The organism is Chromobacterium sp. LK1, assembly GCF_001043555.1.
GTDB classification, from domain to species: Bacteria; Pseudomonadota; Gammaproteobacteria; order Burkholderiales; family Chromobacteriaceae; genus Chromobacterium; species Chromobacterium aquaticum.
Genome location: NZ_LDUI01000011.1, coordinates 122132 through 143118, shown reverse-complemented (window position 1 = coordinate 143118; position 20987 = coordinate 122132). Strand labels below are relative to the sequence as shown.

The 20987-nt window shown below is 65.1% G+C and carries 14 protein-coding genes and 2 CRISPR repeat arrays; of the genes, 3 read left to right on the top strand and 11 right to left on the bottom strand.

Annotation, left to right across the window (positions count from 1 at the left end; translation table 11 throughout):
* Positions 1–55 precede the first annotated feature (55 nt).
* Positions 56–983: direct repeats of the CRISPR family, unit length 28 nt; unit sequence TTTCTAAGCTGCCCATCCGGCAGAGAAC.
* Between the two features lie 128 nt (positions 984–1111).
* The 6 genes from cas6f to VI26_RS06270 form a co-directional block, all read right to left on the bottom strand.
* Entirely contained in the window at positions 1112–1669 is a 558-nt protein-coding gene (gene cas6f / locus VI26_RS06295; protein WP_048408886.1) for a type I-F CRISPR-associated endoribonuclease Cas6/Csy4, read from the bottom strand.
* A 3-nt stretch (positions 1670–1672) separates the two neighbouring features.
* Positions 1673–2710, bottom strand: a complete 1038-nt coding sequence (gene csy3 / locus VI26_RS06290; RefSeq protein ID WP_048408885.1) for a type I-F CRISPR-associated protein Csy3 — start codon at positions 2708–2710, stop codon at positions 1673–1675.
* A 12-nt stretch (positions 2711–2722) separates the two neighbouring features.
* Positions 2723–3721, bottom strand: coding sequence for a type I-F CRISPR-associated protein Csy2 (gene csy2 / locus VI26_RS06285; RefSeq protein WP_048408884.1), 999 nt, complete (start codon positions 3719–3721; stop codon positions 2723–2725).
* A complete protein-coding gene (csy1, locus tag VI26_RS06280; protein ID WP_048408883.1) occupies positions 3718–5061 on the bottom strand; it encodes a type I-F CRISPR-associated protein Csy1 in 1344 nt (447 codons plus the stop codon). Before csy1 ends, csy2 begins: the two co-directional genes overlap by 4 nt.
* A gap of 626 nt (positions 5062–5687) precedes the next feature.
* The gene (locus VI26_RS06275) at positions 5688–5978 is read right to left on the bottom strand and encodes a type II toxin-antitoxin system RelE/ParE family toxin (protein WP_048408882.1); all 291 of its coding nucleotides are present in this window, start codon (positions 5976–5978) and stop codon (positions 5688–5690) included.
* 35 nt (positions 5979–6013) lie between these two features.
* On the bottom strand, positions 6014–6298 hold the full coding sequence (locus VI26_RS06270) for a type II toxin-antitoxin system Phd/YefM family antitoxin (RefSeq protein ID WP_048408881.1): 285 nt from the start codon (positions 6296–6298) through the stop codon (positions 6014–6016).
* Positions 6299–6547: 249 nt separating this feature from the next.
* Between VI26_RS06270 and VI26_RS06265 the strand changes: the two genes are divergently transcribed.
* Positions 6548–10432, top strand: a complete 3885-nt coding sequence (locus VI26_RS06265; RefSeq protein WP_048408880.1) for a non-ribosomal peptide synthetase — start codon at positions 6548–6550, stop codon at positions 10430–10432.
* 150 nt (positions 10433–10582) lie between these two features.
* On the opposite strand, the gene VI26_RS06260 is transcribed toward VI26_RS06265, so the two are convergent.
* On the bottom strand, positions 10583–11380 hold the full coding sequence (locus VI26_RS06260; protein WP_156183761.1) for a DUF6216 family protein: 798 nt from the start codon (positions 11378–11380) through the stop codon (positions 10583–10585).
* 94 nt (positions 11381–11474) lie between these two features.
* Positions 11475–12768: a CRISPR direct-repeat array (repeat unit 28 nt; unit sequence TTTCTAAGCTGCCTATCCGGCAGTGAAC).
* A gap of 205 nt (positions 12769–12973) precedes the next feature.
* Between VI26_RS06260 and cas1f the strand changes: the two genes are divergently transcribed.
* Positions 12974–13948 carry a type I-F CRISPR-associated endonuclease Cas1f gene (gene cas1f / locus VI26_RS06255; protein WP_048408878.1) on the top strand — a complete coding sequence of 325 codons (975 nt, stop codon included), beginning with the start codon at positions 12974–12976 and terminating at the stop codon, positions 13946–13948.
* Entirely contained in the window at positions 13945–17289 is a 3345-nt protein-coding gene (gene cas3f, locus VI26_RS06250) for a type I-F CRISPR-associated helicase Cas3f (protein WP_048408877.1), read from the top strand. Before cas1f ends, cas3f begins: the two co-directional genes overlap by 4 nt.
* 226 nt (positions 17290–17515) lie before the next feature.
* On the opposite strand, the gene VI26_RS06245 is transcribed toward cas3f, so the two are convergent.
* The 4 genes from VI26_RS06245 to VI26_RS06230 form a co-directional block, all read right to left on the bottom strand.
* The gene (locus tag VI26_RS06245) at positions 17516–18289 is read right to left on the bottom strand and encodes an ABC transporter ATP-binding protein (protein WP_019101553.1); all 774 of its coding nucleotides are present in this window, start codon (positions 18287–18289) and stop codon (positions 17516–17518) included.
* Positions 18286–19350, bottom strand: a complete 1065-nt coding sequence (locus VI26_RS06240; RefSeq protein WP_048408876.1) for an iron ABC transporter permease — start codon at positions 19348–19350, stop codon at positions 18286–18288. Before VI26_RS06240 ends, VI26_RS06245 begins: the two co-directional genes overlap by 4 nt.
* Positions 19347–20456: an ABC transporter substrate-binding protein gene (locus VI26_RS06235; RefSeq protein ID WP_048408875.1), complete on the bottom strand. Its 1110-nt coding sequence runs from the start codon at positions 20454–20456 to the stop codon at positions 19347–19349. Before VI26_RS06235 ends, VI26_RS06240 begins: the two co-directional genes overlap by 4 nt.
* Before the next feature lie 158 nt (positions 20457–20614).
* Positions 20615–20905 carry a DUF2218 domain-containing protein gene (locus VI26_RS06230; protein WP_227104831.1) on the bottom strand — a complete coding sequence of 97 codons (291 nt, stop codon included), beginning with the start codon at positions 20903–20905 and terminating at the stop codon, positions 20615–20617.
* Positions 20906–20987: the final 82 nt, after the last annotated feature.

Below are 20987 nucleotides of genomic sequence, written 5' to 3'. Positions count from 1 at the left end.
AAGCTGCCTACCCGGCAGTGAGCGCGTCCAGATCCGCTTCGACGTTCTTCAGCAATTTCTAAGCTGCCTACCCGGCAGTGAACTGTTGCACTCTACGCAATACCAGATGGCAGGATTTCTAAGCTGCCTATCCGGCAGAGAACAGCCCCAATCAATACCGCATCCTCCGCGGCATTTTCTAAGCTGCCTATCCGGCAGAGAACGTGATTCCAAACTCGCATCGGTTCGTCGGGTTTTTCTAAGCTGCCTATCCGGCAGAGAACCAGCAGATGTTCGCCGACATCAACGCCAAGCATTTCTAAGCTGCCTATCCGGCAGAGAACGCGAGGGATTCATCTCGCCCACCAGCATGGAATTTCTAAGCAGCCTATCCGGCAGAGAACTTATCTCTATGCCGGTATGCAGTGCTTATCTTTTTCTAAGCTGCCCATCCGGCAGAGAACACGACACGAAACTGATGGTGGCCTATCCCATATTTCTAAGCTGCCCATCCGGCAGAGAACACGCGCTGGGGCTGATGTCGATGGTCACGCGCTTTCTAAGCTGCCCATCCGGCAGAGAACGTGCTGCAGGACGGCGTGACGGGGAACTTTTTTTTCTAAGCTGCCCATCCGGCAGAGAACGTCACCGCAGGCTAGACCAGTGAAGTCTGGCATTTCTAAGCTGCCCATCCGGCAGAGAACTTGCCAAGTGCACGCTGGAAATGGTCACGAACTTTCTAAGCTGCCCATCCGGCAGAGAACACACCATCCGGTTCTTGCACGACCTGTCCCAGTTTCTAAGCTGCCCATCCGGCAGAGAACTCGGCGGCCTCCGCCGGCGATATGCGCGCCACTTTCTAAGCTGCCCATCCGGCAGAGAACAAACAGTCGATTCGTAAGACTTTCCCGAGCGTTTTCTAAGCTGCCCATCCGGCAGAGAACACACAACAGGCGACGTTGATTGAACGACTGATTTTCTAAGCTGCCCATCCGGCAGAGAACTAGAGCCTTTCCCCCGCAAACCCGCGCCAGCGGGGGGAAGCATCGCTTTCCCCAATAAAAACCCTTTTATTTATCCCCGCGCCAAGCCCTTGATTTAACAGGCCTGGCGGCGGGGAGCAAAAAAAGGGTTAGAACCACGGCACGGTGGCGTCGGGGCTGAGGCCGAAGGCGTTGAAGCGGCCGCTGTGGGTGGCCGGGGCTGGGCGCTGCTCGATGTGCAGCTGGTAACGCTGGCCGGTGCTGGCGCTGTTGAGGGTGAGGAAGGGCAGGGTCAGGCGGCGGGCGGCGCTGTCCGGGAAACGCTGCGCGGCCTCTTCCGCGCTGATGCCCAGCCGCCGCACCAGCCGGCGGCGTTCCTTGTCCGGATTGGTCTTGGCCTGCTTGCGCCGTACCTGCCAGGCTTCCGCCTGCGGCGGCACCGGCTGGATGGCGGCCAGCGCGATGTGGTCGCGCATGCCGCTGAGCCAGTCGCCGGCCATCAGCCGCTGCAAGGCGGCGTGGCCGCCGTGCAGGCGCAGGGTGTCGCCCAGCGCGGCGGCCGGGGCCGCGCGTGGGAAGCTGACGCCGATGTCGTCGCGGCCTTGCTCGCTCAGCGCGCGGTGCAGCTTGGCGAACAGCGCGTTCATCAGCAGCGTGGGCGCAAACTCCGGGTCCGGGCGCAGCCGGATGTCCAGGTAATGATCCATGGCTTACTCCGCCGCGCCGAACACGCCGCCGCGGATCAGCGTGGCCAGCACAAAGTGCTGATCATGCGGCGCTGGGGCCTGGTCTTTCAGCACCCAGTTGTCCAGCAGGGTGTAGAAATCGGACTTGGCCTTGGGCTGGCGGCAGGCCTTGCCCAGCGTGGTGACCGAGCCGTAGGGCTCCACCGCGATGGGGCCGAGCTGCTCGGCTTCCGGGTGCCAGTCGTCTATGGTGCGGATGGCGTTGCCCAGCTTCTGCGAGTGGATGGCGGCGATTTTCAGCGCGCCTTGCTCGATGGCGTACAGGGTTTTGCTCTTGTCGCCGCGGCTGCGGTCCAGGATCAGCTCCTGCGAGGGGAACACCTCCTGGCCGGCGCCCAGCCGCGCAAAGGCGGTGATTTGCAGCAGCAGATGGCGCTGGCCGGCCAGGCCGGCGGCGATGGCGGCGGCCAGCTGTTCCAGCGCGGCGGCCTGGTTGCCGGGGTCGAAGTGGCGCAGGGACAGCGCCAGCGCGTCGAACTGCCATTGCTGCGCCGGCTGGCCTTGCTCCAGCAGCGCTACCCGCACTTCCACCTGCTCCGCGCCCACGCGGTTGCGCCACAGGAAGCGGCCGTTGGCCAGGTTGCAGGCATAGCGGCGCGCCAGCTCGGCAAAGCCGTGGGCCTGCACATAGCCGGCCACGGTGGCGCGCAGCTTGGCCTGATAGGCGCTGTCGTTGCAGGCGGACGGTGCGCCGACATTGCCCAGCACCCGCAGCGTGAAGCTGATCTTCAAGGTGTCCGCGTGGTGCGGCAGCGCGGCCACGTCCACTTTTTGCAGATTGGGGTTTTCAATCTGCGCGTCCAGCTTGGCCGGGTCCTGGTCCTTGGTTTTCAGGCGGTTGGAAATGGTGCCGCGCACGGATTTTTCGATGACCCTGACCGGCTCCCAGCCGGCGTGCTGCTCGCGCTGTTGCCAGCCGCCGGCGTGGAACAAGGCGTCGGACGGGTCCAGCTTGCGTTCAAAGGCCAATACGGTAGCGGTTTTCAGCGGTGCGGTGCTCATGAGGCTTCCTTTCTAGTCTTCTATTTCCAAGGTGGCGGCGTAATCATTGCGGCAGCGGTACAAGCCGCTGGCGGTGTCGTCGTCGGCGTACCACAGCAACTGGCCGACATCATGCAGCCGGTGCGGGCTGACCCATTCGCCCAGCGAATACAGGCTTTCCACAAAACGGAACGGCGTATGCGCGTCGCGGGCGTTGGCGACGCTGCCGGCCGGGTAGAGCGGGGACAGCGCGCCGTAGCCCACCGGCATCGGCACCGTCCAGCCCTGGCTGTGGCCGCGTTGGCTGCGCCATTCCAGCGTGCGGCGTGGTTCGCCGCCGGCCGGGTCCGCTTGTTCCTGCCAGTGCGGCGCGTGGTTGATGCGGGACAGATCCAGCCAGGCGTCGAAGAGGTCTGTCTGCGGCTGGCTGGCGCGCAAGGCGGCCAAGTGGCTTTGCAGCAGATCGTCGCGGGACACCAGCGCAAAGCCGGGCAGCAGGCTGCGTCGCAGCTGGCGGAATTGCTCGCATCGTTCCGTCTCGTCCTCGCTCAAGGTCATCAACTGCGGTGCGGGACGGCGACGGCCGGGCAGCGGCGGTGTCACGCTGCCGCCGGCAATGCGCATGCCGTGCAGGGTGTCCGTCACCTGCCGCGCCAGTGCCGGCAGTTGCTCCCCTGGCGCGGCCAGCGCTTCGCCGGTGAGGCCGAACAGCAGGCTGATGTCCAGATGGATGCGGCCTTCCTCCACGATGGCGGCGGTGGCGCCGTCCTTGTCCACCGGGTTGCGGCTGAGGTGGAAACCCTGGGTATACGCGCCGCTGGTCTGCGCCTGGTAATGGTGGCAGACCACGCCCACCGCCTCGAACTGCAAATCCAGGCTGCCGGCCAGCTTGCGCTCCAGCGCCTGGGCCAGGCCGGTGAAGGCGGTAATGGCCGGAAAGCCCCAGGTGAAGGGGCTGGAAATGGCGTTGGCGTTTTGCACCCGCAGCCGGGGCACGCTCAGCAAGCCGGTGATCACGGGCAGAGTGCTCATGCTTGCTCCTTGGCCATGGCCGCCAGCTGGCGGCGGGTTTGATCGTGCTGGGCCTGCCAGCCCAGATCCCCGGCCAGCTCGCGCGCCCAGTGGCGGAATTCCGCGTCGCCCATCTCCAGCGGGCTGGCGTCGAATTGCTGGTTCAGCCAGCGGCCGAAGCGTTTGGCCACTTCCAGCGGCCAGTCCTCGCCATGCCAGCGCGCGGCAAAGTCCGCGTCGGTATCGGCGCGCCAGGGGTCCAGCCACAGCTGCTGGTATTCCGGCAGCCGGCAGCGCGTGTCCGCGCTCCAGCCGGGCGGCAGGCCTTCGTGCATCTCCTTGCCGAACAACAGCAGCTCCTCCAGTAGCGCATCGCTCAGCTCGTCGCGGCGGTCGCGGGTGTCCATGATCTTGCGCGGCTGGCTTTCCAGAAAGGCACGCAGCTGGCGGACCAGCCGGCGCACATCGTTGCGGCGGCCAAAGCGCAGCAGCGCGTCCTCGCTATTGAGCGGCGGTTTCAGGCCCTGGCTTCGCCACTGCGGCGGCAGGGAAGCCAGCAGATAGTTATTGCCCTTGCGCTCGCTATTGAGCTGGGAAATATTCTGCGGCTTGGTGCCGCCCAGCTTCTGCACCGCCAGCTGCGGATAGTCGCAATAGCCGTGCGGGTGATCGCGTTGTTCGCGGCGGGCCTGGCGCGCGGCCTTGGCGGCTTCGCCGAAGCGCTGCTCCTGGATGGTTTGATACAGCCGCTGCGCCAGCGCGCTGGGGTAGAGCGGGGCCAGCAAGTGGTAGTGCTCGTCCTTGGCCGGCTCGTAACCCACCAGCCAATACACTTGCTTGGCGCGGCTATGGCTGGCGGCCGCCGCGCCGGCGTCGGTCAGCGCGGCGAAGGCGGCGATCCAGGCCTGAGCCTGTTCGGCATCGTCGCTGAGCGCGGCAGCCAGGTCGGCGTCCTGAGCCAAGGCCAGCGCCAGCAGGCTTTGGCCGTTGTGCTGCTGCTTCAGAAACTTGTACACATCCAGCGCGGCGGCGTTGCCCACCACGTCGTCGGCAAAATCCGCGCCCAGGCAGTGGCTGCCCACTTCGCGGCGCGGCGGCAGGGTGGAGGGCGGTGCGTACAGATTGCTGCCGCGGGCGTCCGGGTGGATGGCTTTAAGGGTGTGGGTGGCGGCTTGCAGTTGGCCGGCGCGGCGGGCGGCGTCCGCCAGCCAGGCGGCGGGCTGGTGTTGGGCCAGCAGCGCTTCGCGCTTGGCGTCGTCGTCGGGCGCAAGCTTGTCCAGCTTGTCGTCGCGCCGTTGCCGGATGAAGCCGGCCATCAAGGTGCGTAGTGCGGTGGCGCGGGGCGTGAGGGTAGGGGGCATGGCTGGTCCTTGAATCACAAAGTCAGGAACAAACAGCAGCGCGGCCCCGGCGCGATTGGGCTGCCGGGGCCTTGGCTCGGTGCTTCATTACATGCGCATCCTCCTGTTTTGCAAGGGATAGGGATGGGTGTGGGTCGGTCCTCCAACTTTGCCACGCGCTTGCGCAACACCGACCATACGCTAATTTTTTACCTAGTAAAGCTAAATTTTACATTTATCGGTAATTGGCAGGGTGGCTTGTAACATCGGCGCCACTGCCGGCATAAGGCAGCTTAGAAATAGTAAAGCTGGAATTTTCATTTCAGTACTCTGCCGGACAGGCAGCTCAGACCGGCCAGCGCGCAAGCGACTGGCCTTTTTTTACGTCCATTCAACTGGCATGCCGTCTGCTAGTGTGCCTGCGCCGGGGGCGTATTGGAATGGACAGTGGTCGGGATTTACTTGACCTGTATCAGGCATCAGGTAGCCAGGCGGCGCGACGCCTTAGAACCTGTTTACGATCTCGCGAGCTAAGGCGAGACCAGGCGAAAACGGGCGAAAAAGCGGAATGTACAAGTGGTACATGAGCATTTTGAGCTCGGTTTCAACGCCGTATCGCCGACGCGCAGCAGATCGTAAACAGGTTCTTAGCCAATGCGTCCGCTAGCCGCATCATAGATTTCATTGTCGCGGCGCATGCCCACGGCGATGATCAACACCTCAATACGCAGACCATTCACGCGGTAGACGATGCGGGTTTGGCCGGTGCGAATGCGGCGGCAGCCTGCCAGCGGACCGGATAGCGCTTTGCCTAGTTTGTCCGGTTCCCCGTGGGCGATACGTTGCTCAATCACGCGCAGGATGATTTTGGCTTCGCTACGGCCCAAGCTGTAGAGATCGTTGGCGACTTCCGGGTGGTAAAGCAGGGTCCAGGCCATCGGCGTCTCTCATTATGGCGGCGGGATGGGGGCGCTTAATCTTCGCCGGCAAACTTCGCGCACATTTCCGCATGGCTGATCAGCGTGTCCGGCTGCTGCGTGGCCAGCCTTTGTTGGGCGATCGCTTCTATTCTCAGGTCTTCCAACTCCGACATCAGCGCTTCGTAGCGCTCCGTGGACAGCATCACCGCGGTGGGGCGGTTGTCGCGGATGACGACATAGCGGTCCTGCTGGCCATCGGCGATGCGGTCCAGCAGGTGGCGGGTATTCTTTTGCAGATCGGTGGATGAGATCGCTTGATCCGCGCGGTCCAGCAACATGGCATTCTCCTGGATTTGTCGGATTTAAATCAGATTAAAATCCAATATAGACGGGATTCCGCTGTTGCGCAAAGCCCATGTCTGACTCCGAGGAGAGGCCTGTTGCGCAGATGGAGGGGTTTGATCGGCGTCTGGAGCGAATGAATCAATATTGATAATCATTCCTATTTATAGTGTAAGATTGCTGCTCTCATTTGATCTGCCCACGCATCATAGCGCTGGCATGGAACCGCAACGGCACGCCTTCTTATGACTTTGACCGCTTCTCGCCTCCCCGTCAGCGCCGCGCAGCACGGCATCTGGATGGGGCAGCAACTTTCCCCGGACAACCCGAGTTACCTCACCGCCGAAGCCACCGAGCTGCGCGGCGCGCTGGACCTGGACGCCTTGCGCGACAGCGCCGCCGAGGTGCTGGCCAATTGCGCGGCGCTGAACATGCGCTTCGAGTTTGACGGCAGCCAGCTTTGGCAGCAGCCGGTGGCCGCGCAGGCGGAGATAGCCTGCCTGGACTTCAGCGCGGAAGCGGAACCGGAAGCGGCGGCGCGCGCCTGGGTGGCTCAGGCGCTGGCGCGGCCGTGCGATCCGGCGCGGGACGCGCTCTATCTGGGCGCGCTGCTGAAGTTGGGGCCGGAGTGGCACTGGTGGTATCTGCAGACCCACCATATCGCGCTGGACGGCTTCGCCTACGGCCTGCTGAGCCAGGCGCTGGCGGCGCGCTACAGTGCCCGCGTCAAGCAGCAGGCCCTGCCGCCGCTGGCGGATTGGTCGCTGGACAAGATCGTCGCCGCGGATCACGACTACCAGGCCAGCGAGGCCTGCGCGCAGGACCGTGCCTTCTGGTTGCAGCGCCAAGGCCGGCAGCCGGCGGCCAGCACGCTGGCGCCCGCCGCCTTGCTGGCGGACGGGGTGAACAAGGCCGAGCAATGGCTGAGCCCGGCGCAGATCGCCGCTTGGCAGGCTTCGGCCAAACAACACGGCGTGGACTGGGGCGCCTGGCTGCTGGCGGCGGTGGGCGCCTGGCTGGCCAAGCACAGCGGCCGCCGCGCGCTGACCCTGGGCCTGCCGGTGATGAACCGCCTGGGCACGCCGGCGCTGGCGGTGCCGTGCATGGCGATGAATATCGCGCCGCTGAGCCTGCGGCTGGACGAAGAGCTGGGCGCGGCGGAGCTGAGCCGCCAACTGGCGGACAGCCTGCGCGTGATCCGGCCGCATCAGCGCTATCGCTACGAGCAGCTGCGCGGCGATCTGGCGCGCGTTGGCGGCCAGCAGCGCTTGTTCGGCGCGGTGGTGAACCTGATGCCTTTCGACCGCCGCGCGCCGTTCGCCGGCCTGGACAGCCGGGTGCTGCCGCTGGGCTCCGGCCCGGTGGAAGATGTGTCGATTAATTTCAGCCTGTTGAACACCGAATGGCGGCTGTGCCTGGAAGCCAACCCCAACGCCTACCCGCAGACGCAGCTTGAAGGCCTGCGCGACGATTTGCTGGCCTGGCTGGACGCCTGGGCCGGCCGCGCGCCGGACGCCGCGTTGAGCGAGCTGCTGCCTGAGCTGCCGCCGCTGAGCGTGCTGGACGGCGCGGCGCTGGAGCGCGAACCGCGGGAGGTATTGAGCTTGATCCGCGCCGCCGCCGCCGCGCGGCCGGACGCGACGGCGCTGGAACAGGACGGCGAGCGCCTGTCCTACCGCGAGCTGTTGCAGCGCGTGCTGCAACTGGCCGGCCGCTTGCAAGCCGCCGGCCTGCAGGCGGAGGAACGGGTGGCCATCGTGCTGCCGCGCAGCCCGGAAGCCATCGTCGCCATCCTGGCCACGCTGTGGGCCGGCGGCTGCTATGTGCCGCTGGACCCGCACGGCCCGCCGACGCGGCTGGCCATGGTACTGGACGACGCGCAGCCTCGGCTGGCCGTCACCCTGAACGCCTGGCGTCCGCTCTTGGGCGCCGTGCCGGCGCTATGCCTGGACCTGCCGCCGCAACAGGACGCGCTGGCCGCCGCGGACCCGGCGCCGGAAGCCGGCCAAGCCGCTTATCTGCTCTACACCTCCGGCTCCACCGGCAAGCCCAACGGCGTGCTGGTCAGCCACGGCGCGCTGGCCCAGTTCGTCAGCAGCGCCGGCCAGCTGTACCGCATCGGCGCCGACGAACGCATCCTGCAATTCGCGCCGCTGCATTTTGACGCCAGCATCGAAGAAATCTTCCTGGCGCTGTGCCATGGCGGCACCCTGGTGCTGCGCACCGACGCGATGCTGGAATCCATGCCGGCCTTCGCCGCCGCTGTGGCGCGCCAGCGCATCAGCGTGCTGGACCTGCCCACCGCCTTCTGGCACGAACTGGCCTTTGCCTTGCAGCCGGAACTGGCCGCGCAGCTGGCCAGCGTGCGGCTGACCATCATCGGCGGCGAAGCCGCGCTGCCGGAACGCGCCGGCCGCTGGCAAGCGCTATTGCCGGACAGCGTGCTGCTCAACAGCTACGGCCCCACCGAAGCCTCCATCATCGCCACCAGCGCCATCCTGTCCGGCCCCGGCGCGGTGTGGGACGGCAGCGACAGCGTGCCCATCGGCCTGCCGCGCCCCGGCGTGCGCGCCGTCATCGTCGACGAGCGCCTGCAGCCGGTGGCGCAGGGCGAGGACGGCGAACTGTGCCTGCTGGGCGAGGCGCTGGCCATCGGCTATCTGGGCCGCGAAGAACTGACCGCGCGCCGCTTTGTAACGCTGGATGCGCTGCCCGGCGCGCCGCGCGCCTACCGCACCGGCGACCGTGCGCGGCTGAGCGACGGCCAGCTGCGCTTCCTGGGCCGGCTGGATCATGAAATGAAAATCAGCGGCCTGCGCATTGACCCGGCCGAAATCGAAAACGCGCTGCTGGCCTGCCCGGAGGTGCGCGAGGCCGCGGTGGTGGGCCTGCCGCTGGCCGGCGGCGGCTATACCCTGGCCGCCTTCCTCAGCGGCGGCGAGACGGAACCGGCGACGATGCGCTCGCGTTTGGCCGAGGTGCTGCCGGCGGCGGCCATCCCGGATCACTGGCGCTGGCTGGACAGCCTGCCGCGCAACGTCAACGGCAAGATAGACCGCAAGCAGCTGGCCGCTGGCATGGAAGCGCAAGCGCCGGCCGCGGCGGAAGATGCCAACCCGCTGGAGCGCCAGGTGATGGAGGTGTGGCAGCAAGTGTTGGGAGTCACCCCGCCCAGCCGGCAAGCCAACTTCTTCGAACTGGGCGGCAAATCGCTGCAAGCCATCCAGGTAGCCAACCGGCTGGCGCAGCGCCTGAACCGCGAAGTGGCGGTGTCCGCGCTGTTCAGCCACAGCACGGTGGCGGCGTTGGCGCAGGCGCTGAGCGCGCCCGCCGCGCACCGGCCGCCATCGGCCAGCGAGGGGCAGGAATTCGCGCCGCTGCTGACCATCCAGCCCGGCGCACTGCCGGCGCTGTTCTGCCTGCACCCGGCGGAAGGCCTGTCCTGGTGCTATCTGGGCCTGGCCAAATACCTGCCCGGCGTGGCCATCTACGGCTTGCAAGCCACCGGCATCACCGGCGACAAGCCGGCCAGCTTCGACGCGATGGTGGCGGACTACGTGGCCCGCGTGCGCGAAGTCCAGCCGCAAGGGCCGTACCGGCTGCTGGGCTGGTCCCTGGGCGGCGGGCTGGCCCAAGCGATGGCGGCGCAGCTGCGCGCCGCCGGCGAAACCGTGGAACTGGCGGCGCTGATGGACAGTTATCCGACCGCCAGCTGGCAGGGCCGGCCGCAACCGACATTGCACGACGCGCTGGTGACGGTGCTCAGCGTCAACGGAGAAGTGGACGCCGACGAGAACGGCCAGCCGCTGGACAACGAGGCAATCTACCAACGCCTGCTGCGCCCCGGCAGCCCGCTGGCGCCGCTGGGCCGCGCCGCGCTGGAACGGCTGGGCGAGGCCTCGCTGCACGGCATGCAATTGTTCCGCGACAGCCAAACCCCGCCTTACGACGGCGACGTGCTGCTGTTCCGCGCCGGCATCCACCCGGAAGACGCGCCCAAGCCGGAAGACTGGCGGCCCTTCCTCGGCGGCAAGCTGGAGTGCGTGGAGCTGGACTGCGACCACTTCGGCATGAGCGATCCGGAGCCGATGAGAAGGATAGGCGAGGAGTTGGCGCGGCGTTTGGCTTGAGCCGCGCCGGTTTGAGGAAAAACGCCGTTCACCTTGGGTGAGCGGCGTTTTTGTCTATGCTGTCAGGCTGTTCATTCGCTGGCAGCAGGGACTGCTTGCGTATGATTTGCCGGGAGCGGGGTGGTCATCTCCGCTGTGGCGGGGAGAGGCTCAGTGACGTGCTTTTTGACGATCAATCATCTCCTTCGCACTGATACGGCGTTGCAAGAACCGCACGGTTATAAACAGGAAGACACCGACATAGGCACTTAGAAACAAAAACAGCATGCGTTGCTCTGATACGCTGTCGCTGATTACTTTGGGGTAATTGGCCTGCTTGAAGAATTTGCAAAAAATCTGGGCGTCGCCCGGGGAGAAACCCGTGGCGGGAAGCGTGGGTTTGGCGCAGTCACTTTCGCTGATTTTGTTATTGCCCCATAAGCCGGTGATGGTTTTTTGGCTGCTGGCAAAGAACCAGGTCTTGCTTTTCGTGGTGGTATAAAGCCCATCGTCTATGCCAGTGCTGGCAACCATGCCAGCGGTGACGATGCCCAGCGCGAAAACCGCTAGCAGTAGGGCTATGCTGCCGAGTCTGTTGGGCGAGGTGATATTGCCGGGCTCGCTGAGCTTGAAGTAATGCCCGCAGCGTTTGACGTCATCAATATCCTCATTGTGCTTGGCCGCCCATTGGATCAGCGCCAGCATCTCTTGCTTGGTGCGGATCTTAAGCCCGGTCAGGGTACGGAACTTCATGATGGCGTTTCTTTCATCCAGAAAGTCCGCCAGCAGTTTGTCGTTGATCTCCTTCTTGCCGCCCACAATGCGCCATAGCAGCGTCAAGGGAATGTGGTAGGACTGAGTGCGCAGCACCACGAACAGAATGGCCAATACCGGCAGCGCGCCCAGGAAGATGGCGGTGAGGGGCGAGATCAGCTTGGATGCCTGATTGACGTAGTCAATGTATTCCACGGCCACTCCTTTGGTGATTTTATTGGCATATTTTATCCTTTGGGAGTGGCTTTGTTCAGGCGGCTGATCAAGAAAAATGCCCCATCAGGGGCGTTTTGTTTGCTGCCTATCCGGCAGTGAACTTTTGTCCTTATCGCTTTTCTGGGTGCTTTCTGTTTCTAAGCTGCCTATCCGGCAGTGAACGACGAACAACTGGCTGCAAGTCATTGTCGACTTTTCTAAGCTGCCTATCCGGCAGTGAACGTGATTTCGTTCGTGAGTGTATCGAGGCTGGCTTTCTAAGCTGCCTATCCGGCAGTGAACCCCGGATGAATACAGCATGCCGGGGGTTGTAGATTTCTAAGCTGCCTATCCGGCAGTGAACTGAATGCCTTTCTGTTAATTCAGGCTGTCTTTTTTCTAAGCTGCCTATCCGGCAGTGAACTCCCACGTTGTCTTGCTCAAGCCGGTAGACAATTTCTAAGCTGCCTATCCGGCAGTGAACGCAACTGTGTAGCCATGCAAGCAGCTGGCCAATTTCTAAGCTGCCTATCCGGCAGTGAACTGTTGCGTTTTATTAACCTGTACAAAAGGACATTTCTAAGCTGCCTATCCGGCAGTGAACCGCAATCGTCTGTTCAAAGTCCAGGTTGAACATTTCTAAGCTGCCTATCCGGCAGTGAACTGAGGAAGTCGGCGCACACCACCATGCGCTCGTTTCTAAGCTGCCTATCCGGCAGTGAACTTGTATGCAGCCTCTTCATCGTCAACGGAAGATTTCTAAGCTGCCTATCCGGCAGTGAACGCGCGGCATTGACCTGCGTTCGTCCCTGCCCATTTCTAAGCTGCCTATCCGGCAGTGAACAATGACGGCATTCTCCCGCCTTTCCCGATTTGTTTCTAAGCTGCCTATCCGGCAGTGAACAAACTGTTGGCCGCGGTTTGATTTTCCTTCTTTTTCTAAGCTGCCTATCCGGCAGTGAACATCCACGGCTATCAGCTTGGCCAGAAATTCTAGTTTCTAAGCTGCCTATCCGGCAGTGAACCGATGGACCCGACAAAAGAAGGGTGCCCATCTGTTTCTAAGCTGCCTATCCGGCAGTGAACAAGGACGGCAAAGTGGTGGCGACGGGCACTGATTTCTAAGCTGCCTATCCGGCAGTGAACGCTGGTATCGGGGTGCTGGCGCTGTTCTTCGGTTTCTAAGCTGCCTATCCGGCAGTGAACATTAACAAACGCTGAGCGTCAGCGACGCTTTATTTCTAAGCTGCCTATCCGGCAGTGAACTTCTGCGATTTGACATAATATACATTGCCTCAGTTTCTAAGCTGCCTATCCGGCAGTGAACTTCTTGCCCGCGAGACGGCCAAATGCCGGATATTTCTAAGCTGCCTATCCGGCAGTGAACTAGAGTCTACACCGCCCACAGTCCTTATGGCGTGGGCATTTGCAGCGATTCTTTCGGCTTTGACCCAAATTTTCAGCTTATCGCTAAGTCATTGTTTTTAAATGTTGGCTCCAGGGGGCAGAAAAAAAGGGTAGTCCGCGCCGGCTGTCCCATTATTCATGCTCATGGCAAGATGCGCTGTCGCGTTCCATCCCGAAGGTATCGCCATGTCCGATTTTTCCCCGTCCGATCTCAAGACCATTCTGCATTCCAAGCGCGCCAATCTTTACTATCTGCAGCACTGCCGGGTGCTGGTCAATGGCGGGCGGGTGGAATACGTCACCGACGCTGGCAAGGCTTCGCTGTATTGGAATATCCCCATCGCCAACACTAGTTGCATCCTGCTGGGCACTGGCACCTCGGTGACGCAGGCTGCGATGCGGGAGCTGGCCAAGGCTGGGGTGATGGTGGGGTTTTGCGGCGGGGGCGGCACGCCCTTGTTCAGCGCTAATGAGCTGGAGCAGGAGGCGGCGTGGTTTGCGCCGCAAAGCGAGTACCGGCCCACCGAGTATCTGCAGTACTGGGTGCGTTTCTGGTTTGACGACGCGCAGCGGCTGGCTGCGGCCAAGGATGTGCAGCTGGCGCGGCTGGGCTGCTTGCAGCGGCATTGGCTGGGCAGCCGCGCCTTGCGCGAAGCCGGTTTCGTGGTGGAGGAGGCCGGCCTGGAGGCGGCCTTGCAGGCTTCGCGCCAGGCGATCGCCCTGGCGCCGGACCATGCGCATTTGCTGACCGAGGAGGCGCGGCTGACCAAGTTGCTGTTCCGTTTGGCGGCGCAGGCCACTGGTTATGGCGATTTCAGCCGCGCCAAGCGCGGCGCCGGCACGGACCCGGCCAACGCTTTTCTGGATCACGGCAATTATCTGGCTTACGGCCTGGGCGCCACCGCGGCCTGGGTGCTGGGCTTGCCGCACGGCCTGGCGGTGTTGCACGGCAAGACCCGGCGCGGCGGGCTGGTGTTCGACGCGGCGGATCTGGTCAAGGACGCGCTGATTCTGCCGCAGGCCTTTGTCTCCGCGATGCGCGGCGACGATGAGCAGACTTTCCGCCAGGCCTGCATCGAGGTGCTGACCCGCGGCGAGGCGCTGGATTTCATCATCGACACCTTGAAGGACATTGCCGAGCGGCGGGGGCGGGCGGCATGAATATCCTGCTGATTTCGCAATGCGACAAGAAGGCGCTGACGCGCAGCCGGCAGATCCTGGACCAGTTCGCCGAGCGCCGCGGCGACCGCGTCTGGCAAACGCCCATCACCCAGGCCGGGCTGGACACGCTACGGCGCTTGCTGCGCCAGAGCGCGCGCAAGAACACCGCGGTGGCCTGCCACTGGATACGCGGCCAGGATCATAGCGAGCTGCTGTGGATCGTCGGCGACGCCAGCCGTTTCAATGCCGACGGCGCCACGCCCACGCACAGCACCCGCCGCAATGTGCTGCGCAGCGCGGACGAGAACGATTGGCACAGCGGCGAGGACATCCAGCTGCTGGCCGGCCTGGCGGCCTTGCTGCACGACTTGGGCAAGGCCAGCCAGGCGTTTCAGCAACGGCTGCGCGGCGAGCGGAGCGAGCGCAATCTCTACCGCCATGAGTGGGTGTCGCTACGCTTGTTTCAGGCCTTTGTCGGCGATGACGACGACGCCGGCTGGCTGGCGCGCTTGCGGCAGCCGACGGCTCGGGACCATGCCAGCTGGCTGGCGCGTTTGCAGGCGGACGGCATGGGGAAGGCGTGCGAACCGCCGTTTTCCCGTCTGCCGCCGCTGGCCGCCGCGGTGGGCTGGCTGGTGCTGACGCATCACCGGCTGCCGCTGATGCCGGAGTTCGAGCAGGAGCGGCAATGCCGCTTGGGCGGCAAGCTGCAGGGCTTTCAAAGCCGCATGCTGTTGAATATTCCGGCTCATATCGACGCGCGCTGGAACGAATGGCGGGAGACGGAGGCCGAGCCGGCGCAGCTGGCGCCGTATTGGCGTTTCCCGCAGGGCCTGCCGGTGAACACGCCGGCCTGGAGCCGCCGCGCCGCGCGGCTGGCGGACAAGCTGGCCGCGCGCCTGACCGCGCGTGGCGAGACGCGCTGGCTGGACAATCTTTACGCGATGCACGTGGCGCGGCTGAGCCTGATGCTGGCGGATCACCATTTTTCCAGCCTGGATTATGCCCAGCTGCGGCACAAGCGCGGCCAGGCCGGTTATCCGCTGTGGGCGAATACCCATGGCCGGTCCGGCGATTTCAATCAGCCGCTGGACGAGCATTTGCTGGGTGTGGCGGAGCAGAGCGCCCTGGTATGCCGCGCCTTGCCCGGTTTTGAGCGCGAGCTGCCGCGGCTGTCGCGGCGCAAGCGCTTGCTGCAGCGCAGCGCCGATGGGCGCTTCCACTGGCAGGACCGCGCCGCGGACCTGGCCGCGGGAATGCGCGCGCGGGCGGCGGAGCAGGGCGCTTTCATCGTCAACATGGCGTCCACCGGCTGCGGCAAGACGCTGGGCAATGCGCGGATCATGTACGCCTTGGCGGACCCGGCGCTGGGCCTGCGTTGCGCGTTTGCGTTGGGCTTGCGCGCGCTGACGCTGCAAACCGGTCAGGCCTTCCGCCAGCGGCTGCGCCTGAACGAGGATGATCTGGCCATCTGCGTGGGCGGCAGCGCCAACACCCAGTTGTTCAAACACTATCAACAGCAGGCGGAAGCCAGCGGCTCCGCCTCGCGCCAGGCTTTGTGGGACGAGGGCGGCGAGGTGCGTTACGAGGCCGGCGGCGAGCACCCGTTGTTGTCGCGCGCGCTGCGCGATCCGCAAACGGCCAAGCTGCTGCAAGCGCCGCTGCTGGTGTGCACCATAGACCATCTGACGCCGGCGACGGAAAGCCAGCGCGGCGGTCGGCAGATCGCGCCCATGCTGCGGCTGATGAGCGGGGACTTGGTGCTGGACGAGCCGGACGATTTCGACCTGGCGGATTTGCCGGCGCTGACCCGGCTGGCGCATTGGGCCGGCTTGCTGGGCAGCCGGCTGCTGTTGTCGTCCGCCACCTTGCCGCCGGCGCTGATCGAAGGCTTGTTCGAGGCCTATCTGGCTGGCCGCCGTCAGTTCCAGGCCAATCGCGGCCAGCCGGGGCGGCCGCTGGCGGTGTGCTGCGCCTGGGTGGATGAACAGGACCGGGCCCAGGAAGACTGCGCCGATGTCGACGCTTTCCGCCGGCGGCAACGCCAGTTCGCCGGCCGGCGCGCCGATTGGCTGGCCACGCAGCCGGCGCGGCGCAATGCCGAACTGCTGCCGTTGAGCTTTGGCCCGGGGCAGGCGCCGGCCTTGCGTCGGGAGTTCGCCGCCCAGTTGCAGCCGGCTATCGAGCGCTTGCACCGGCTCAATCAGCAGCGGGACCCGATCAGCGGCCAGGCGGTCAGCTTCGGCCTGGTGCGCATGGCCAATATCCAACCCTTGTTCGAGGTGGCGCTGGCCTTGTACGCGCTGCCGTGGCCGGCGCACTGGCAGCTGCATTTATGCGTCTACCACTCGCAATACCCGTTGATGCTGCGTTCCGCCATCGAGCGCCAGTTGGACCAGGCGCTGAACCGCGAGCAAGCTGAAGCGGTGTTTACGTTGCCGGCCATCCGTCGCGAGCTGGACGCTGAGCCGGAGCGCGAGCATGTGTTCATCGTGCTGGGCTCGCCGGTGACCGAGGTGGGTCGGGATCACGATTACGACTGGGCGATCGTCGAGCCCTCGTCGATGCGTTCGCTGATCCAGCTGGCCGGCCGGCTGCGCCGCCACCGTCCGGATCCTTGGGACAAGGTGAATGTGCTGATTGCCGAGTGCAATCTGCGCAGCGTGGAACAGCCCAGCCAGCCGGCCTTCCGCAGGCCGGGCTTCGAGAACGAGGCGTTTGCCTTGGACAGCCATTTGTTGAGTGAACTGCTGGAGGAAGACGAGTACCGGCATCTGGACGCGCGGCCGCGCATCGTGCAGCCGGAGCCCTTGCAGCCGAAGCGGCGCTTGTCGCACCTGGAGCATGCGCGGCTGGCGCAGATGATGTCGCCGGCCGGCCAGGCCAAGGCCGCCAGCAGCCGGCCGGGGCGGGAGGGTCAGGCCATCGCGCCCTTGGGCGCGTATAGCTGTTGGCAGCAGCCGCAGGCGCTGCTCAGCGGAGTGTTGGCGCAGCAGCAGCCTTTCCGCGCTGGCGGCGAGCCGGAGCTGGACTTGTTGTTATTGCCCTCCGAGGACGGGGAGGATTACGCGCTGCACCGGGTGGAAAGCCGGCCCTGGCCGGAGCCGCCGCATTTCACGCCGGTGGAGGCCAGCCTGAACCAGCGGGTGCCGGACGCGGCGTTGACACAGCCGAATATCCGGCCCTGGGGCGTCAGCGATTATCCGGCGGCCTTGGCCGAGCTGGCGGCGGAACTGGGCATGGAGCTGGAGGCCTGCGCGCGGCGCTTTGGCGGGCTGAGCTTGCCGCAATCGGACAATGGCTGGCGCTTCCATCCGGCGTTGGGGTTTTGCAAGGCTTGAGGCGCGCCAGCAATGAAAACGGCCGAGGCGGCGAGCGTATCGTCGGGGGCCTCGGCCGTTCGCAGCAGACATCTGACAGACTCTCAGAGCCTGTTCAAAATCTCGCGAGCAAGAGCGAGACAAGGCGAAAACAGCTGAGAAAGCGGAATGTACAAGTGGTACATGAGCATTTCGAAGCTGTTTTCAACGCCGTATCGCCGCAGCGCAGCAGATTATGAACAGGTTCTCAGCGCAAACCGCTGTGCAGCCCGTCCACCAGCACATGCGCCACGCCCTGGGAGCAGCGCTCCACCCGGCCGCTGACGCCGTAGACGCGGCGCAGGCTTTGGCTGTCTATCACCTCGTCCGGCGCGCCGTTGGCTTGCAGCGCGCCGTCCTTCAGCATCAGCACCCGGTCGCAGTGGCGCAGCGCCACATTCAGGTCGTGCAGCACGATGACGGTGACCATGCCGCGGCGGCGGGTTTCGCGGCGCAGCAGGTCCATCACGTGGAACTGGTAGTTGAGGTCCAGCGCCGACAGCGGCTCGTCCAGCAGCAGCACCGCCGGTTCGCGGATCAGCGCCTGGGCGATGCCCACCAGCTGGCGTTGGCCGCCGGACAACTGGTCCAGGTAGCGCAGCGCCAGTTGCTCGATGCCCAGCGATTGCAGCAGCGCGAACACTTGCTGGTCGTCGTGGCGGCGCGACAGGCCGGCGGCGGTGGCCTGGCCGGCCACCATCAGCGATTCGAACACCGACAGATGCACGCTGGGCGGCAGGGTCTGCGGCAGATAGGCCACTTCGCCGCGCTGGCGGCTGAGCGCGCGCTGGTCCAGGCGGACGTCGCCACTGCTGTGCTGCAGGCCGGCCAAGGCGCGCAGCAAGGTGGACTTGCCGCTGCCGTTGGGGCCCAGCAAGGCCGTGATGTCGCCCGCCCGCAGACAGGGCACGTCCAGCGCGCGTATCACCTGGCGCTTGCCGTAGCTGACCGAGAGTTGATGGATGGACAGGGCGGAGCTCATTGGCGGCCTCCGTTGCGCAGCACGATGGCGATGAAGAAGGGGATGCCCACCAGCGAGGTGACGATGCCCACCGGCACGATGACGCCGGGCACCAGGTTCTTGGTCACCACCGAGGCCATGGACAGGATGGCGGCACCGGTCAGCGCGCTCACCGGCAGGTAGAAGCGGTGATCCTCGCCCACCAGCCGGCGCGCGATATGCGGCGCGATCAGGCCGATGAAGCCTATGGTGCCGACGAAGGCCACCGCCAGCGCGGTGAGCAGGCTGGCGCGCAGCAGCGAGCTGAGCCGCAGCCGGCGCACATTGATGCCGAAGCTGGCGGCGCGGTCTTCGCCCAGGCGCAGCGCGGTCAGCCGCCAGGACTGGCTTAGCGACCAGGGCAGGATCAGCGCGAAGGCGCCGAACAGCAGGGCGATCTTGGGCCAGTCCGCGCGCGACAGGCTGCCCATCAGCCAGAACACCAGGTCTTGCAGCGAGTCCGCGGTGGAAACGAATTGCAGCAGGGACACCAGGGCGTTGAAGCTGAAGAACAGCGCAATGCCGAACAGCACCACGCCGCTGGTGGGCATATTGCTCCAGCGCGCCACCACGTCCAGCAGCAGCGCGGAGCCGAGCGCGAACACGAAGGCGTTGACCGGCAGCATCCACGGGCCGGGGATGCCGGGGAGGCTGACATCCAGCAGGATGGCCAGCGCCGCGCCGAAGGCGGCCGCCGGCTGCAGGCCCAGGGTGAAGGGGTCCGCCAGCGGGTTGTGCAGCACGGTCTGCATTTCGGCGCCGGCCAGGCCCAGCGCCAGGCCGGCGGCGATGGCGATCAGCGCATAGGGCAGGCGGATCTGCCAGACGATCACCTCGGTGGCCGGATCGGCGGCGGCCGGGTGCCACAGCGTCTGCCAGAACTCGGTCAGCGGCATGCCGCTGGCGCCGGTGGTGACGTCCAGCGTCAGCGAGACGGCGAGCAGGCTCAGCAGCACGGCCACCAGCAGCAGCCGGCGCAGCAGGGTGCGGCGGTAGTCCGCCGCCACCATGGCGGCGGAAAGCGTCATGGTTTCGCTGCTCATTTAACGCCCTTGACCCAGTAAGTGCCTTGCGGCTCTATGGCCAGGAAGTCGCGGTGCAGCTGTTTCCAGCTGGCGTCCGGGTCCAGCTTGGCGAAGCGCGCCGGCTGCAGCTCCTTGGCGAAGGCTTCCAGCAGCACGATGTGGTAAGGCGTGTTGTAGAAGTGGTGCCAGGCGCCGAAGGTACGGCCTTCGCGCACCGCGCGCAAGGCGCCCACCGGGCTGCGCGCGGCGGTGCGCTTGAGCGAGGCCTGCGCCTGCGCCGCGCTGATGTTGGCGCCGAACTGGATGCCGGTCTTGTCGGCGGCGTCGGCGGTGCCGGTGCCGATGTAAAGATCCGGATTGCTGGCCAGCACATGCTCCATATTCACTTCGCCCACCGCGCCGGGAATCAGCTTGTCGGCGATATTGACGCCGCCGGCGGCGTCCACCAGCTCGCCCAGGCTGCCGCGGCCGGCGCTGGTGACATTGCTGAAGGCGCCAGCGCGCAGGTCCAGGAAGGCCTTGGGCTTTTGCTGCGCCGGGATGGCGGCGACGACTTTGCGGATGGCGTCCATCTTGCCCTGGTAGAAGCGGATGAAGCGCTCGGCCTCGGCCTCGCGCTGCAGCGCCTTGCCCATGATGCGCAGGCTGGGCACGGTGTGTTCCAGCGGCGCGTTGCGGAAATCGACGAACACCACCGGCACCTTGGCTGCTTGCAATTGCTGCACGATGGGGTTGTTCAGGCCCGGGCCGTGGCCGGAGATGCTGAACACGGCGATGTCGGGGCGCAGCGTCAAGACTTTTTCGGCGCTGACCGAGTTCTCGCTGGTCTTGCCGATCAGCGGAATCTGGTCGATGGCGGGGAAGCGCTGCTTGTACTGGGCGTAGGTTTGCGGGTCCAGCTGGCGGAAGTCGCCCTGCCAGCCGGCGATGCGGGCGATGGGCTGCTTGCCTTCCAGCAGGGCCAGAGCGTAGAACAGCCGGCCTTCGCCCAGAAGGATGCGGTTGACCTTGGCCGGCACTTCCACTTTACGGCCGGCGATGTCGGTGACGGTGGCGGCTTGGGCCGCCAGCGTGGCCGCGGCCAGCGCGCCGGCCAGCAGCAGACGGGAGAACAGTGTTTTCATTGTGATTCCTTGAGCGATACGGCTCCGCTGTCAAAGCCCGCCGTAGGGGCGGGGCGACAGGCTTTGGCAGTGGAGCGGGTGGCAAGCATCATACAGAAACGGGAGCGGCCGGGCAGGCCCGGCGCGCCCTGGAAAACGCCGCTGGGCGGGCTGGCGTCTTATTCGGTTTTGGCCCAGTCCAGTTTCAAGTCCGGCGTCTTGGCCATCAGGCCCAGATGCTCGTCCATGATGAATTCGATCTTGGCCAGCTTGTCGGCGGCGTCGGCGGCACAGATCATGTCCAGGGTGTCGTCCTGACGCTGAATCCGGCATTCGCCGATCGGAAAGTGCACATGGGCCTGGTGGCTGTCGAACTCGACGGGCACTTTCAGCGCGTAGTGCTTGCACAGCTTGTACAGCACCTTGTCGGCATTGGGCGTGGTCAATTGGGCGCGGCTGCTCAACATCATCAATTCTCCAATCGTAAAAACGGGAACAGGCAGTTGGCGAATCCGGCGGATTCAGCAACTGCCGTGCGGTGTTTCCGGCCCG

Coding starts and splice junctions, on each gene's coding strand:
- VI26_RS06265 (WP_048408880.1), top strand. CDS start 6,548: ATGACTTTGACCGCTTCTCGCCTCCCCGTCAGCGCCGCGCAGCACGGC.
- cas3f (WP_048408877.1), top strand. CDS start 13,945: ATGAATATCCTGCTGATTTCGCAATGCGACAAGAAGGCGCTGACGCGC.
- VI26_RS06275 (WP_048408882.1), bottom strand. CDS start 5,978: ATGGCCTGGACCCTGCTTTACCACCCGGAAGTCGCCAACGATCTCTAC.
- VI26_RS06235 (WP_048408875.1), bottom strand. CDS start 20,456: ATGAAAACACTGTTCTCCCGTCTGCTGCTGGCCGGCGCGCTGGCCGCG.
- VI26_RS06240 (WP_048408876.1), bottom strand. CDS start 19,350: ATGAGCAGCGAAACCATGACGCTTTCCGCCGCCATGGTGGCGGCGGAC.
- csy1 (WP_048408883.1), bottom strand. CDS start 5,061: ATGCCCCCTACCCTCACGCCCCGCGCCACCGCACTACGCACCTTGATG.
- VI26_RS06245 (WP_019101553.1), bottom strand. CDS start 18,289: ATGAGCTCCGCCCTGTCCATCCATCAACTCTCGGTCAGCTACGGCAAG.
- VI26_RS06270 (WP_048408881.1), bottom strand. CDS start 6,298: ATGTTGCTGGACCGCGCGGATCAAGCGATCTCATCCACCGATCTGCAA.
- csy2 (WP_048408884.1), bottom strand. CDS start 3,721: ATGAGCACTCTGCCCGTGATCACCGGCTTGCTGAGCGTGCCCCGGCTG.
- cas6f (WP_048408886.1), bottom strand. CDS start 1,669: ATGGATCATTACCTGGACATCCGGCTGCGCCCGGACCCGGAGTTTGCG.
- VI26_RS06230 (WP_227104831.1), bottom strand. CDS start 20,905: ATGATGTTGAGCAGCCGCGCCCAATTGACCACGCCCAATGCCGACAAG.
- csy3 (WP_048408885.1), bottom strand. CDS start 2,710: ATGAGCACCGCACCGCTGAAAACCGCTACCGTATTGGCCTTTGAACGC.
- cas1f (WP_048408878.1), top strand. CDS start 12,974: ATGTCCGATTTTTCCCCGTCCGATCTCAAGACCATTCTGCATTCCAAG.